10 protein-coding genes and 2 rRNA genes are annotated in these 13,327 nt (G+C 60.0%); 6 read left to right on the forward strand and 6 right to left on the reverse strand.

Annotated features, from left to right (window positions below; translation table 11 throughout):
• Together AC1DYS_RS18880 and rrf are read left to right on the forward strand one after the other, a co-directional pair.
• Positions 1-2,724: ribosomal RNA gene (locus AC1DYS_RS18880) — 23S ribosomal RNA — on the forward strand; the annotation flags it as partial.
• A 160-nt stretch (positions 2,725-2,884) separates the two neighbouring features.
• Positions 2,885-2,997 (forward strand): 5S ribosomal RNA (rrf, locus tag AC1DYS_RS18885).
• Positions 2,998-3,099: 102 nt separating this feature from the next.
• Here the strand turns inward: rrf and AC1DYS_RS18890 are convergent.
• Together AC1DYS_RS18890 and AC1DYS_RS18895 are read right to left on the reverse strand one after the other, a co-directional pair.
• On the reverse strand, positions 3,100-4,779 hold the full coding sequence (locus AC1DYS_RS18890; RefSeq protein ID WP_477901937.1) for a long-chain-fatty-acid--CoA ligase: 1,680 nt from the start codon (positions 4,777-4,779) through the stop codon (positions 3,100-3,102).
• A gap of 60 nt (positions 4,780-4,839) precedes the next feature.
• Positions 4,840-5,562 carry a DUF8198 family protein gene (locus tag AC1DYS_RS18895; protein WP_477901939.1) on the reverse strand — a complete coding sequence of 241 codons (723 nt, stop codon included), beginning with the start codon at positions 5,560-5,562 and terminating at the stop codon, positions 4,840-4,842.
• A gap of 99 nt (positions 5,563-5,661) precedes the next feature.
• Here AC1DYS_RS18895 and AC1DYS_RS18900 point away from each other — a divergent pair, with 99 nt between their 5' ends.
• From AC1DYS_RS18900 to AC1DYS_RS18910, 3 genes are read left to right on the forward strand one after another with little or no spacing between them, the layout of a single operon-like run.
• Positions 5,662-6,168, forward strand: a complete 507-nt coding sequence (locus AC1DYS_RS18900; protein WP_477901941.1) for a hypothetical protein — start codon at positions 5,662-5,664, stop codon at positions 6,166-6,168.
• 4 nt (positions 6,169-6,172) lie between these two features.
• A complete protein-coding gene (locus tag AC1DYS_RS18905) occupies positions 6,173-7,798 on the forward strand; it encodes a GMC family oxidoreductase N-terminal domain-containing protein (protein ID WP_477901943.1) in 1,626 nt (541 codons plus the stop codon).
• A 27-nt stretch (positions 7,799-7,825) separates the two neighbouring features.
• On the forward strand, positions 7,826-8,761 hold the full coding sequence (locus AC1DYS_RS18910; RefSeq protein WP_477901945.1) for an esterase/lipase family protein: 936 nt from the start codon (positions 7,826-7,828) through the stop codon (positions 8,759-8,761).
• Positions 8,762-8,780: 19 nt separating this feature from the next.
• On the opposite strand, the gene phhA is transcribed toward AC1DYS_RS18910, so the two are convergent.
• Together phhA and hppD are read right to left on the reverse strand one after the other, a co-directional pair.
• Positions 8,781-9,653, reverse strand: a complete 873-nt coding sequence (gene phhA / locus AC1DYS_RS18915; protein WP_477901947.1) for a phenylalanine 4-monooxygenase — start codon at positions 9,651-9,653, stop codon at positions 8,781-8,783.
• Entirely contained in the window at positions 9,653-10,768 is a 1,116-nt protein-coding gene (gene hppD / locus AC1DYS_RS18920; protein ID WP_477901949.1) for a 4-hydroxyphenylpyruvate dioxygenase, read from the reverse strand. Before hppD ends, phhA begins: the two co-directional genes overlap by 1 nt.
• Positions 10,769-10,885: 117 nt before the next feature.
• On the opposite strand from hppD, the gene AC1DYS_RS18925 reads away from it, so the two are divergent.
• Positions 10,886-11,368, forward strand: coding sequence for an Lrp/AsnC family transcriptional regulator (locus tag AC1DYS_RS18925; protein WP_477901951.1), 483 nt, complete (start codon positions 10,886-10,888; stop codon positions 11,366-11,368).
• Between the two features lie 14 nt (positions 11,369-11,382).
• Here AC1DYS_RS18925 and AC1DYS_RS18930 read toward each other — a convergent pair whose 3' ends face one another.
• Both AC1DYS_RS18930 and AC1DYS_RS18935 read right to left on the reverse strand, forming a co-directional pair.
• Positions 11,383-12,228 carry an HDOD domain-containing protein gene (locus tag AC1DYS_RS18930; RefSeq protein ID WP_477901953.1) on the reverse strand — a complete coding sequence of 282 codons (846 nt, stop codon included), beginning with the start codon at positions 12,226-12,228 and terminating at the stop codon, positions 11,383-11,385.
• Between the two features lie 72 nt (positions 12,229-12,300).
• Positions 12,301-13,314 carry an ABC transporter substrate-binding protein gene (locus tag AC1DYS_RS18935; RefSeq protein WP_477901955.1) on the reverse strand — a complete coding sequence of 338 codons (1,014 nt, stop codon included), beginning with the start codon at positions 13,312-13,314 and terminating at the stop codon, positions 12,301-12,303.
• Positions 13,315-13,327: the final 13 nt, after the last annotated feature.

Consider the following 13,327-nt stretch of genomic DNA (forward strand, 5'->3'; position numbering starts at 1 on the left):
ATACATAGCTATGCGAGGCGAACCGGGTGAACTGAAACATCTCAGTAGCTCGAGGAACAGACATCAACCGAGATTCCGAAAGTAGTGGCGAGCGAAATCGGAACAGCCTGCACGTTTTAGCTATCGACTTATCAGAACGGAATGGAAAGTCCGACCATAGTGGGTGATAGTCCCGTATGAAAAAAGTTGATAGTGGAACTAAGCGTGCGACAAGTAGGGCGGGACACGTGTAATCCTGTCTGAATATGGGGGGACCATCCTCCAAGGCTAAATACTCGTAATCGACCGATAGTGAACTAGTACCGTGAGGGAAAGGCGAAAAGMACCCCGGRAGGGGAGTGAAATAGATCCTGAAACCGCATGCATACAAACAGTCGGAGCCCGCAAGGGTGACGGCGTACCTTTTGTATAATGGGTCAGCGACTTACATTCAGTGGCAAGGTTAACCGAATAGGGAAGCCGTAGAGAAATCGAGTCCGAATAGGGCGTTCAGTCGCTGGGTGTAGACCCGAAACCAAGTGATCTATCCATGGCCAGGATGAAGGTGCCGTAACAGGTACTGGAGGTCCGAACCGACTAGTGTTGCAAAACTAGCGGATGAGCTGTGGATAGGGGTGAAAGGCTAAACAAACTTGGAAATAGCTGGTTCTCTCCGAAAACTATTTAGGTAGTGCCTCAAGTATTACCATCGGGGGTAGAGCACTGTTATGGCTAGGGGGTCATGGCGACTTACCAAACCATTGCAAACTCCGAATACCGATGAGTACAGCTTGGGAGACAGTGCACCGGGTGCTAACGTCCGGACACAAGAGGGAAACAACCCAGACCGCCAGCTAAGGTCCCCAAAATTGGCTAAGTGGGAAACGAAGTGGGAAGGCTAAAACAGTCAGGATGTTGGCTTAGAAGCAGCCATCATTTAAAGAAAGCGTAATAGCTCACTGATCGAGTCGTCCTGCGCGGAAGATGTAACGGGGCTAAGCCAGTTACCGAAGCTGCGGATGTGCAATTTTATTGCACGTGGTAGGAGAGCGTTCTGTACGCCTGTGAAGGTGGCTTGTGAAGGCTGCTGGAGGTATCAGAAGTGCGAATGCTGACATGAGTAGCGTTAAAGGGGGTGAAAAGCCCCCTCGCCGAAAGCGCAAGGTTTCCTACGCAACGTTCATCGGCGTAGGGTGAGTCGGCCCCTAAGGCGAGGCAGAGATGCGTAGCTGATGGGAAACAGGTCAATATTCCTGTACCGATATGTAGTGCGATGTGGGGACGGAGAAGGTTAACTCAGCCGGGTGTTGGATGTCCCGGTTCAAGCGTGTAGTCATACCCTTTAGGCAAATCCGGAGGGTTTAGATGAGGCGTGATAACGAGGAGGCTTGCCTCTGAAGTGAGTGATACCCTGCTTCCAGGAAAAGCCACTAAGCTCCAGCTACATACGACCGTACCGCAAACCGACACTGSTGCGCGAGATGAGTATTCTAAGGCGCTTGAGAGAACTCTGGAGAAGGAACTCGGCAAATTGACACCGTAACTTCGGAAGAAGGTGTGCCTTTAGTAGGTGATCCATTTACTTGGTGAGCCCAATAAGGCCGCAGAGAATCGGTGGCTGCAACTGTTTATTAAAAACACAGCACTCTGCAAAGACGAAAGTCGACGTATAGGGTGTGACTCCTGCCCGGTGCTGGAAGATTAAATGATGGGGTGCAAGCTCTTGACTGAAGTCCCAGTAAACGGCGGCCGTAACTATAACGGTCCTAAGGTAGCGAAATTCCTTGTCGGGTAAGTTCCGACCTGCACGAATGGAGTAATGATGGCCACACTGTCTCCTCCAGAGACTCAGCGAAGTTGAAATGTTTGTGATGATGCAATCTCCCCGCGGAAAGACGGAAAGACCCCATGAACCTTTACTGTAGCTTTACATTGGACTTTGAACAGATCTGTGTAGGATAGGTGGGAGGCTTTGAAGCGGTGCCGCTAGGTGTCGTGGAGCCAACGTTGAAATACCACCCTGGTGTGTTTGAGGTTCTAACCTTGGCCCGTTATCCGGGTTGGGGACAGTGTATGGTGGGCAGTTTGACTGGGGCGGTCTCCTCCCAAAGCGTAACGGAGGAGTTCGAAGGTACGCTAGGCACGGTCGGAAATCGTGCTGATAGTGCATAGGCATAAGCGTGCTTGACTGCGAGACTGACAAGTCGAGCAGGTACGAAAGTAGGACTAAGTGATCCGGTGGTTCTGTATGGAAGGGCCATCGCTCAACGGATAAAAGGTACTCTGGGGATAACAGGCTGATACCGCCCAAGAGTTCATATCGACGGCGGTGTTTGGCACCTCGATGTCGGCTCATCTCATCCTGGGGCTGTAGCCGGTCCCAAGGGTATGGCTGTTCGCCATTTAAAGAGGTACGTGAGCTGGGTTTAAAACGTCGTGAGACAGTTTGGTCCCTATCTTCCGTGGGCGCTGCAAGATTGAGAGAGCCTGCTCCTAGTACGAGAGGACCGGAGTGGACGCACCTCTGGTGTATCGGTTGTCACGCCAGTGGCATCGCCGAGTAGCTATGTGCGGAAGAGATAACCGCTGAAAGCATCTAAGCGGGAAACTCGTCTCAAGATTAGTCTTGCCGGGGCCTTGAGCCCCCTAAAGAGTCGTTCGAGACCAGGACGTTGATAGGCTGGGTGTGGAAGCTGAGTAATCARTTAAGCTAACCAGTACTAATTGCTCGTGAGGCTTGACCCTATAATTTTGACAAAAGTCAAAATGGGTAAAACAAGTTATGCCCGTCTTCAATGAAGAATCGTGGCGCAATCAAATAAGCTGACTACTGCAAACTAAATTTTTTGCAGTCGACTCTACAAATTGGCTGTCTTGCATGAATGCAAGGCGGTGACCGGTTAAGCCTGATGACCATAGCGAGGTGGTCCCACTCCTTCCCATCCCGAACAGGACAGTGAAACGCCTCAGCGCCGATGATAGTGCGGGTTCCCGTGTGAAAGTAGGACATTGTCAGGCTATTAATAGAGAAACCCCCACCGCTGACGCGGCGGGGGTTTTTTGCGTTTTTCGCCGATATAAAGTTCGAGCGTCTTTCGGAAAATCACATCCTTCGGTGGCTTACGCGACGCGCAATTCTCTTCGCAGAATCTTCCCTACGTTCGACTTTGGAAGATCGTCTCGAAACTCGATGAGCTTGGGGCGTTTGTAGCCAGTGAAGTTCTCGACGCAATAAGCCGCCAACGTCTCTTCAGATAACTTCAGGTCTTTCCGTACGACAAAGAGCTTAACGGCCTCGCCTGAGCGCTCGTCCGGCACACCGATCGCCGCGCATTCCAGTACGCCTGGATGGAGATTGACCACTTGCTCGATCTCGTTTGGAAAGACGTTGAAACCGGACACGAGGATCATGTCCTTCTTGCGATCGACGATTTTGAAATAGCCTTGCTCGTCCATCACGCCGATGTCTCCCGACCGAAAGAACCCATCGTTGGTCATTACCTTCGCGGTTTCGTCGGGGCGGTTCCAGTAGCCGGCCATCACTTGCGGGCCGCGGATGCAGATTTCGCCAGTTGCACCGACGGGCACATCGCGGCCTTCGTCGTCGCGTATTGCCAACTCCGTCGACGAAATAGGCAGGCCGATCGTGCCCGTGAATGAGGCAGCATCAAAACGATTGATCGTCGCGACCGGTGACGTTTCCGACAGACCGTAGCCCTCCACAACGGGGCAACCCGTGATCTTCATCCACTTTTCCGCGGTGGCTTGCTGAACAGCCATGCCACCTCCGTTGGAGACCGCCAACTCGGAGAAGTCGATGCTGGCGAAATCGGGGTGATTTGCTAGCGCATTGAACAAGGTGTTCACTGCCGGGAACATGTTGACCTTGTAGTCACGAATCGTCTTGATGAACCCCGGGATGTCTCGCGGGTTTGGGATCAGCACGTTCAACATGCCCAAGCGTGCACCGAGCATGTAGCACGCTGTCAGCGCGAAGATGTGATACAGCGGCAGGGCACACACGACCACCATCTGCTTGTCGCCGATGTCATCCAGTTTTGGCTTGAACCAGGCTTCGGACTGGAGGATGTTGGCAACCACATTGCGGTGCAGCAGCGTGGCTCCCTTTGAGACGCCCGTCGTACCGCCGGTATATTGAAGAAACGCGGCATTTTCTGGGCCCGAGTTCGGCTTATGCAACGCCAGCTTTGCTCCAGCTGACACCGCCTGATTAAAAAGCGTGACCGTCCGCCCACCATCGAGCGGCAAGCGAAACTCGGGCACGATCTTCTTGATGTTTCGTACGACGAAGTTGACCAAGTGCCCCTTGGCCCCGAGCAAATCACCCATCGAGGCGAGAACGACGTGGCGAACGCTTGTTTCGCCAATCACCTTCTCAAGTGTTCGCGCGAAGTTCTCGAGGATGAAGATGGCTTCCGCCCCAGAGTCCTTCAACTGATGCGCGAGTTCACGCGGCGTGTACAAGGGATTGACGTTTACGACCACATAGCCGCCACGCAGGATGGCGGCGATTGTTGGCATGTACTGCAACACGTTGGGCATCATGATCGCCACGCGCGCGCCGGGCTTCAACCCGCTTGCTTGGAGCCACGCTGCAAGTGATGTCGACATTCTGTCGATGTCTCGAAATTTCAGGCGGCTTCCCATGCAGACCGCGGCGTCGCGTTCGGCGTACTTGGCGTACGCCTGCTCCAGCAAGTCGACCAACGAGTTGTACTCGGTGATATCCACCTCGGCCGGAACGCCGGGTGGGTAGCTTTTCAGCCAGGGCTTTTGCATGGTGCGGGAATCTCCGACGCGGTTGAGTCGGCGGATGATCCCAGTGACGGGACATCGGGGCTACGGTAATTGTCCTAGCGCTCTGGCGCGAGCGGCTTCATCAGTAGCAGCCTGCTCATCGAACAGCGCCGTCATCAGAAGATGTTCGCGTGCGCTTACCAGCGCCAAGAACTCTTTCGCGCCGCGCATTGCAAGAAAGGTATCAAAGCCGCTCTCCAGAAACTGTTGCAATGCCGCGAGCCCGGCCGCTCGCGCTGGGCTGCGCATCATTCGCAACGTTTGCCGAAGCAAAGGTTTGCGTGTGAGCTCGTCGAGTGATCGTCCGACCGACAAGGTCAGCTCGATTTGCATTTCGCGCTGATCGACGCGCGCTGTCTGCTGCCAAGCGGTGATGTACCGGCTGGCGTCCACATGGTCATCTGCGAGGTGGCGGCCCATTTCGCTGTCCAAACCCTCGGACAAGGCATGCAACTGCGCCAGTGCGTTCACCGTCTCCACCACATCATGGGGAAACAGGCGCACAAGGGCGGGCACGACACGGGCGAACTGCGCGTCGCGGGAACTGAAGTCGCCCGGGCCGTAGAGCTCCTGCAGAAAGAAGCGGGCCGCTCCGCCGTAGCGCGGCGTGGCCAACAAGTCGGCATACGTGTGTGAGAAGCGCCGTTGCTGATACGCCTTCAGCGCCTGCACCCGCTTCAACAGCGCCGGCGACGCGGCCCGCGCCTTCCGTTCAGATGCGACGGTCTCCAGAAAACTCAGGATGGATTCGGCGGTGGCTGGCATCGATGGGGTGCGGGTTTCTCTCGTGGCGACTTAGTCGCTCGCCTCTATGGTTTCGTAGGCGAATGATGCAACACTCGCCCGCCGACAACACTCCTGCGCATGCAACGACGAAGCTTTCTGAAACTGGGTTTTGGTGCCACCACAGCTCTGGTTCTGGTGGGCGGTGGTTTGGCACTGTTCCAACCTGGCCTGCAAGATGGCAGGCTCAACGAGGCAAGCCGCGAAGTCTTTGCGGGCGTCGCCCGTGCCGTGCTCGACGGAAGTCTGCCAGCTGATTCAATTCAACGCCAACTCGCGCTGCAGCTCCATCTTCAACGTGTCGACGACGTGCTTTTCGCATTTCCCCACCCAGTGCAAACCGAGTTGTCGCAATTGCTCGCCATTCTTGCGGCCGCGCCCGGGCGGGTCGCCTTGGCGGGCCTTCACACGCCGTGGCCAGAGGCGAGCGTTGCGCAAGTCCAAACCGCTTTGCAAGGCATGCGAGTCTCGTCACTCGCCCTGAAGCAGCAGGCCTACCAGGCGCTGCGTGACCTGACGAACGCTGCCTATTACGCAGACCCTTCCGCCTGGAACGTCCTGGGTTATCCCGGGCCGAAGGCCCTTTAAACGCATGAGCCAACTGCCCGACCCGATACGCGATGGCCTGAACCGCGGGTGGAAGGTATTCGGTGGGGACCGCAAGGCTCCGCCCGCACAGATCGACTGCGACGTTGCCATCGTAGGCACAGGTGCCGGTGCCGGCATCACCGCCGAACTGCTCACTCAAGCAGGCCTCAGCGTCGTGTTGATCGAGGAAGGGCCGCTCAAGAGCAGCAGCGACTTCCGCCAACGGGAGAGCGACGCTTACCCCAGCCTCTACCAGGAGAGCGCAGCGCGCAAGACGGCCGACAAGGCCATCAACATTCTTCAAGGGCGATGCGTCGGTGGCTCCACCACGGTCAACTGGACCAGCTCGTTCCGCACACCGCCCAGCACCTTGCTTTACTGGCAGAAGCACTTCGGACTGCCCGACATAACCGAGGCTGCCTTGGCGCCCTGGTTCGAGCAAGCCGAGCGGCGGCTGAGCATCGGCCCGTGGTTGACCTCGCCGAACCAGAACAACGAGTTGCTTCGCGCGGGAGCCACCCGACTCGGCATCAGCGCTTCCGGCATCCAGCGCAACGTGAAGGGCTGCTGGAACCTTGGCTCCTGCGGCATGGGTTGCCCGACGAATGCGAAGCAATCGATGCTGGTGACCACCCTTCCCACTGCACTCGACCGAGGCGCGATCTTGCTGGAGCAGACGAGGGCGCACATGTTCGAGACCGTGCAGCAAAAGATCAGTGCACTCATTTGCGTACCGGTTACTCGCAACGGCAGCGTCGCCGCAAAAAGCTCACCCACGCGCATCGTGGCCAAGCACTACGTGGTGGCGGGCGGTGCGATCAATTCGCCCGCCTTACTCAAGCGCTCTGATCTGCCTGATCCGCATGGCCTGCTGGGCGCGCGCACCTTCTTGCACCCGGTGGTGATATCAGCCGCCACGTTCGAGCAGCGCGTCGAAGCGTGGGATGGTGCGCCGCAAACGCTTTACAGCGATCACTTCCTGCAAACTCAGCCCATCGACGGCCCCATTGGCTACAAGCTCGAAGCGCCGCCGATGCACCCGGTGATCTTCTCTAGCACGCTGGCTGGCTATGGGCAGGCGCAAGCCGACGCGCTGCGTCAGTTTCCGCACATGCACAGCCTGCTGGCCTTGATGCGTGATGGCTTCCACCCGCAGTCGACAGGCGGCCAAGTCAAGCTCAAGTCCGATGGCTCACCGGTGCTCGACTATCCGCTGAACGACTTCGTGATGGACGGTGCTCGCCGCGCCTTGCTCAGCATGGCCGAGATCCAGTTTGCCGCGGGAGCGCAGACCGTCACGCCCGTGCATGAGCTGGCTGGCTCATACACGAGCTGGGCGCAGGCGCGCGACGCCATCAACGCGTTGCCCATGAAGCCGCTGCTCACGCGTGTGGTGAGCGCGCATGTCATGGGTGGCTGCGCGATGGGGGCGACCGAGAGCCAGGGTGTCGTCCAACCCGATGGCACGCACTGGCAGGTCAGCAACCTGTCGGTCCACGACGGTTCCTTGTTCCCCACCAGCATTGGCGCTAACCCGCAGCTGTCTGTCTATGGATTTGCCAACAAGCTCGCGACCGGCCTTGCCAAGCGCTTGAGCGGGCGCGATGTGCAGTTGATGCCGCCAACGTGACCTCGATCTGGCCCTAGCATTGGCCGCATGCTTGCCCGCCTCCAGCAATTCACCACCTTGTCGCTCCTCGCCGCTGCGGCGCTGTGGGCCGCGTTCTTCTATCGCGCCGGGCACCCTGCTTGGGCGGGCGTCGGCGTGCTGTTGATCGTCTTCGGCTACGCGCTGTTCCTGGCCCTAGAGTTCATGCTGCTGTGGCGGGTCCACGGCGACGATCCCGCACCCAAGGCAACAGGTGCGCAGTTGCTTAAGGCGTGGTTCAGCGAGACCCACACTGCGCCGCGCATCTTCTGCTGGCAGCAGCCGTTCAGGTCCCGGCTTGTGCCTGATCACTTGCCCACCGCCAACGGCCGCCGTGGGCTTGTGCTCGTGCATGGCTTCGTCTGCAACCGGGGGCTGTGGAATCGCTGGATGCTGCGGCTGCGCGAACGAGATGTGCCGTTCATCGCCGTGAACCTCGAGCCCGTCTTCGGCAGCATCAGCGACTACGCGTCCACCATCGAGCAAGCGGTGCAGCGCATGCAGGAAGTCACGGGACTGGCGCCAGTGCTCGTCGGTCACAGCATGGGAGGCCTCGCCATCCGCGCCTGGGCGGCTGCTTTCGCCGGCAGAGGCCGCGCTCATCGCATCGTCACCATCGGCAGCCCGCACCGCGGCACATGGTTGGGCCGTTTCGGCACCAGCCGCAACGCACGCGAAATGGCTTTCGGCACCGACTGGCAGCGCGCGCTCGAGGCCAATGAATCAGAAGGCGACTTCTCGAACTTCACCTGCTTCTACAGCCACTGCGACAACATCGTGTTCCCGGCCTCCACCGCCACCTTGCCGGGCGCCGACAACCGCCACGTGACGGGTTCCGCGCACGTGCAATTGATCGATCAACCTGAGGTGTTCGACGACGTGCTGGCATGGGTCACGCCCGCATCGTCTTCGCAGCCAACCGACGTCGCCGTGCCTGCTCGATAGGCCACCTGAGCGGTGGCTCTCAGAACACCGTGTCGCTTGCCAGGCGCGCGTCCGCGCTCAATTCACCCTGTTGCGCCACGCGCTCATAGAGCGGCGTGAAATCGGGCGCGGTCGCTTCGAACAGTTGCTCGAAGCCGTTGATGACGAAGTAGGTGCTCTGGAAGCTGTCGATGCGGTACTGCGTGCGCATGATGCGTTCCACGTCGAAGCCGAGCCGCTGCGGCGCCGGGCTCAGCACGCTGTGCCGCAATTCGCCGGTCGACGAGAGGATGCCGGCGCCATAGGCGCGCAGGCCACTGGGCGTGGCGATCAGGCCGAACTCCACCGTGTACCAGTACAAACGCGCCAAGTACTCGCAGGCTTGCAGCCGGCTCGCCTTCAGCCCGCCGGCGCCATAGGCCTGCATGTAATCGGCGAACACCGGGTTGAAGAGCAGCGGCACGTGGCCGAAGAGGTCATGGAAGACGTCGGGCTCGACCACGTAGTCGAACTCTTCCGGGCTGCGGATCCAGCCGGTGACGGGAAAACGGCGCTCTGCCAGCAAGCCGAAGAACGCTTCCTCCGGGATCAGCCCCGGTACCGCCACCACCTCCCAGCCGGTCGCAAGTTGCAGCCGTTCCGAGAGCGCGTCGAAGCGCGGTATCTCGTGCGGTGTACCCAGGTGCTCGACGGCGGCGATGAACTCGTCGCACGCCAGGCCTTTCAGCTGAGCCGCCTGGCGCTCGTACAGGCGTTGATACAGCGCGTGCTCTTGCGCCGTGTAGCGCTCCCAGTGCTGATCGCAGGTGTAGTCGGCCCGCGCGGTGGCGTAGTCACCGCGCGGTGGCCGTGCACCATCGCCGTAGGTGACTGGTGCGACACCTTGGTTGACGGCTTTGTCGTTGGCCAACATCACGCCGCCGATGTGTCCGTCAGCACGCCGCGGCGCACCTGGTCCAGCTCGATGCTTTCGAACAGCGCGCGGAAGTTGCCTTCGCCGAAGCCCTGGTCACCCTTGCGCTGAATGATCTCGAAGAAGATCGGCCCGATCACCGTCTGCGTGAAGATCTGCAGCAGCAGTTCGTTCGGCGCGCCCTGGTGTGTGGCGCCGTCGATGAGGATGCGCAGGCGCTTGAGCTCTTCCAGCTTCTCGCCGTGGTTCGGCAGCCGCTTGTTCACCAGGTCGTAGTAGGTGGCAATCGTGTCCTGGAAGGACACGCCGCGCTGCTTCATTGCATCGATGGTCCCGTAGATGTCGTCCGTGCCCAATGCGATGTGCTGGATGCCTTCGCCGTGGTACAGGTCGAGGTACTCCGCGATCTGGCTCTTGTCGTCCGAGCTTTCGTTGATCGGGATGCGGATCTTGCCGCAGGGGCTCGTCATCGCCTTGCTCTTGAGACCGGTCAGCTTGCCTTCGATGTCGAAGTAGCGCACTTCCTTGAAGTTGAAAAGGCGCTCGTAGAAGTCGGCCCACTCTTTCATGCGGCCGCGGTGCACGTTGTGCGTTAGGTGATCGATGTAGGTGAGGCCGTCCCCGACGACATTGGCTTCCACGCCGGGGATGGGCACGAAGTCGACGTCATAGATGCTGATGTTGCCGATGGCCCCGGGCGCTGCGCCGTCCTTGCCTTGCCAGCGGTCGACGAAGTAGATCAACGAGTCGCCGATGCCCTTGATGGCGGGGATGTTGAGCTCCATCGGCCCGGTCTGGTTGTCGAAGCCCCAGGCGCCCAGCTCCAGCGCGCGTGCATAAGCCTGGTTGGCGTCCTGCACGCGAAAGGCCATGGCGCACACGCTCGGGCCGTGCAGGCGTGCAAAGCGTTGCGCAAACGAATTGGGCTCGGCGTTGATGATGAAGTTGATCTGGCCCTGCCGGTACAGCGTCACGTTTTTGTGGCGGTGCTTGGCGATCGGCCGGAAGCCCATGGTCTCGAACAGATGGCCCATGGCGGTGGGGTCGGGCGCGGCGTACTCGACGAACTCGAAGCCGTCGGTGCCCATCGGGTTGTCCCAGGGGGTGAATTGCATGCTTCGCTCCTGCGCAGATCGATAGATGGTGCACTTTAAGTCGTATGGCCTGCAGGTTTTCTGCAAAATTCACCTCTATCGCTGCGGTTCTCGGCGGAAAACTGCAGAATTAGAGCGATGGAAACTGAATCTACGCTCGATGCCATCGATCGGCGCATTCTTCGTGCGTTGCAGGTCGATGGTCGCATCACTTATGACCTGTTGGCTGCGCAGATCAGCCTGTCACCCTCGGCCACGCTCCGTCGCGTCAAGCGGCTGGAAGAATCGGGCGTGATTGCGGGCTATGTGGCGCTGGTGCCGGCTGAGCGTGTCGGGCTGGGCCTCACCGCCTACATCAACGTCCGCCTTGAGAAGCATTCCGAGGTGCACAAGCGCAACCCGATGGATCTGTTCCGCGCCGCGGTGCAGACCTGGCCCGAGGTGGTGGAGTGCGCCGCGCTCACCGGCGACATGGACTACCTGTTGCGCGTGGTCGTGCAAGACATGGCGCACTACTCACGCTTCATCATGGACACGCTGCTCAAGCACCCGAGCGTCGAAGACTGCAAGACGAGCTTCGTGCTCGACCGGGTGAAGAACACCACGGCCTTGCCGCTGTAGCTCCAGGGCTCAGTTCAGGCGTCGAGCTCGCGCACGAACTTCAGCGTGGCAGCCAGCGAGAGGTTCAGCAGCTCCGACAGCTCCACGATGTCGTCTGGAATGGCCGCGTTGTCCCAGTCTTCGGCCGTGTGCCGCGCGAGGCGGATGGCCAGCACCACGTTCTGCACGCTCGGGTGTTCGGCATGGCGGTCGTCGGTGATGCGGATCAGCAATTCAGGCAAGGCCCAGGCCTTCATCAGCGCCTGTTGCAAGTCGGCCAAGTTGACGTTCAGCAGGTTCGTCTGCGCGACATGCGAACGCAGCGTCGGGTCGGCCTTTTGCGCGGCGCGAAGCCGCAGCGCCAACGCAGGCGCGTGGCACCACAGCAGCATCTCGGCGAAGTCGTGCAGCAGCGCGGCCTCGTAGATCACGGCGGCGTCGTGGTCCATGCGGTGAATGGCGAAGGCCAGCGCGAAATGGGCTGCCCGATGGGCGCGCCGCATCACGTCGTTCAGGCCTTGCTGCGCCTCCGGCTCGCTGGCCAGGCGGTCTTCGATGATCGGCTGCGGGCCGAAGGCGCCGAAGAACGGCGAGATGCCCATCAGCACCACGGCGGCCGTCACGGTCTCCACATCCGTCACCAGCCGAGGCGGGCGGTGGGCCGCTGCATAGGCGAGCACCTTCAGGGTCATCAGCGGATCGTCGGCCACCATCTCGCCGATGAGGTTGGCGTCGACATCGTCTTCGTTGGCGCGCATGGCTTCGAGCGCGTCGGCGGTGTTGCCCATCACCGGGATCTCGGCCTGCTGAAAGTGCGCCACCCATGCAGCCAAGTCACGCAGGGGTTGCGTGAGCGGCGTGGGGGCGGTGGCGGCTGACATGGTCACGGTACTGCGGAATCTTTGCTGTCGTACCGGGGTTATCGGCGTCCCTCGAATGCGACTTGAGCGAGGCTATTTGGCGCCCAGCTTGGCCTTCACGTCCAGCCCGACCTTCTTGTTGACGAACTGCAGCGTTGCCACCTTCGACAGGTCGACTTCGCCGGCCTTGTACAGCCCGGCCTTGACCATCTGGCCATAGAAGTCCTGGATACGCGCTTGGCTCATGGCACCGATGCCGCCCGCGAGCGATTCACCTGAATCGACGATGCCCTGCTGCTTCATCAGCGCGACCGACGCCTCCATTTCGGCCTCGGTCATCTCGGGGTTGTCCTTGATCATCAACGCGGCCGCGGCCTTGCGGTCGCCGTAGAGATAGTTCACCCAGCCGAGCGCCGATGCGTCGACGAATCGTTGCACGAGACCGGGTTTGCTCTTCACCGTGTCGGCGCGCGCTTCGATCAGCGTCGAGTAGGTGCTGAAGCCGTGGTCGGCGAGCAAGTGCACCACCGGTTTGAACTTGCCCTGGTTCTCGACATAGATCGGCTCGGCCACCGAGTAGCCCTGCTGGATGGCCTTGGGGTTGGCGAGGAAAGGACCGAGGTTGTAGTTGTAGGGCTTGAGCACCTCGTCCTTGAAGCCGTGCGTCACCTTGAGCCATTGCCACCAGCTGAACTGGCCGTCCTTGGCGATCAGCGCGAGCGGTGCGTCTTTCAGCTTGTCGAAGTTCTCGTAGCCTTGGCCGGGGTGGGCGATCAGGGCCTGCGGGTCTTTCTGGAACATGGCGGCCACCACCACGGTGGGCACGCCGTTTTTCACGTTGTCGAAGCTATGCAGCAGGTTGCCGGTCATCAGGAAGTCGATGCGGCCCGCCGGCAGCAGCGGCCGGTTGTTGACCTGTGGGCCGCCCTGCTGGATCGTCACGTCGAGCCCGTATTTCTTGTAGGTACCGTCGGCCACCGCCTGGTAGAAGCCGCCGTGCGCGGCCTGGGCTTTCCAATTCGTGGCGAAGGTGACCTTGTCTTGCGCGCAGGCAGCGCCTGCGGCAAGGGTGGTCGCGATGAGGGCGAGGCGAATCAGTCTGGGCATGCAAAGCTCCTGG

The sequence above is a fragment of the Rhizobacter sp. P2_G4 genome (assembly GCF_056403575.1).

What these genes read in the sequence shown, in the direction of transcription:
- AC1DYS_RS18890 (WP_477901937.1), bottom strand. Translation starts at nt 4,779, where the DNA reads ATGCAAAAGCCCTGGCTGAAAAGCTACCCACCCGGCGTTCCGGCCGAG.
- AC1DYS_RS18895 (WP_477901939.1), bottom strand. Translation starts at nt 5,562, where the DNA reads ATGCCAGCCACCGCCGAATCCATCCTGAGTTTTCTGGAGACCGTCGCA.
- AC1DYS_RS18900 (WP_477901941.1), top strand. Translation starts at nt 5,662, where the DNA reads ATGCAACGACGAAGCTTTCTGAAACTGGGTTTTGGTGCCACCACAGCT.
- AC1DYS_RS18905 (WP_477901943.1), top strand. Translation starts at nt 6,173, where the DNA reads ATGAGCCAACTGCCCGACCCGATACGCGATGGCCTGAACCGCGGGTGG.
- AC1DYS_RS18910 (WP_477901945.1), top strand. Translation starts at nt 7,826, where the DNA reads ATGCTTGCCCGCCTCCAGCAATTCACCACCTTGTCGCTCCTCGCCGCT.
- phhA (WP_477901947.1), bottom strand. Translation starts at nt 9,653, where the DNA reads ATGTTGGCCAACGACAAAGCCGTCAACCAAGGTGTCGCACCAGTCACC.
- hppD (WP_477901949.1), bottom strand. Translation starts at nt 10,768, where the DNA reads ATGCAATTCACCCCCTGGGACAACCCGATGGGCACCGACGGCTTCGAG.
- AC1DYS_RS18925 (WP_477901951.1), top strand. Translation starts at nt 10,886, where the DNA reads ATGGAAACTGAATCTACGCTCGATGCCATCGATCGGCGCATTCTTCGT.
- AC1DYS_RS18930 (WP_477901953.1), bottom strand. Translation starts at nt 12,228, where the DNA reads ATGTCAGCCGCCACCGCCCCCACGCCGCTCACGCAACCCCTGCGTGAC.
- AC1DYS_RS18935 (WP_477901955.1), bottom strand. Translation starts at nt 13,314, where the DNA reads ATGCCCAGACTGATTCGCCTCGCCCTCATCGCGACCACCCTTGCCGCA.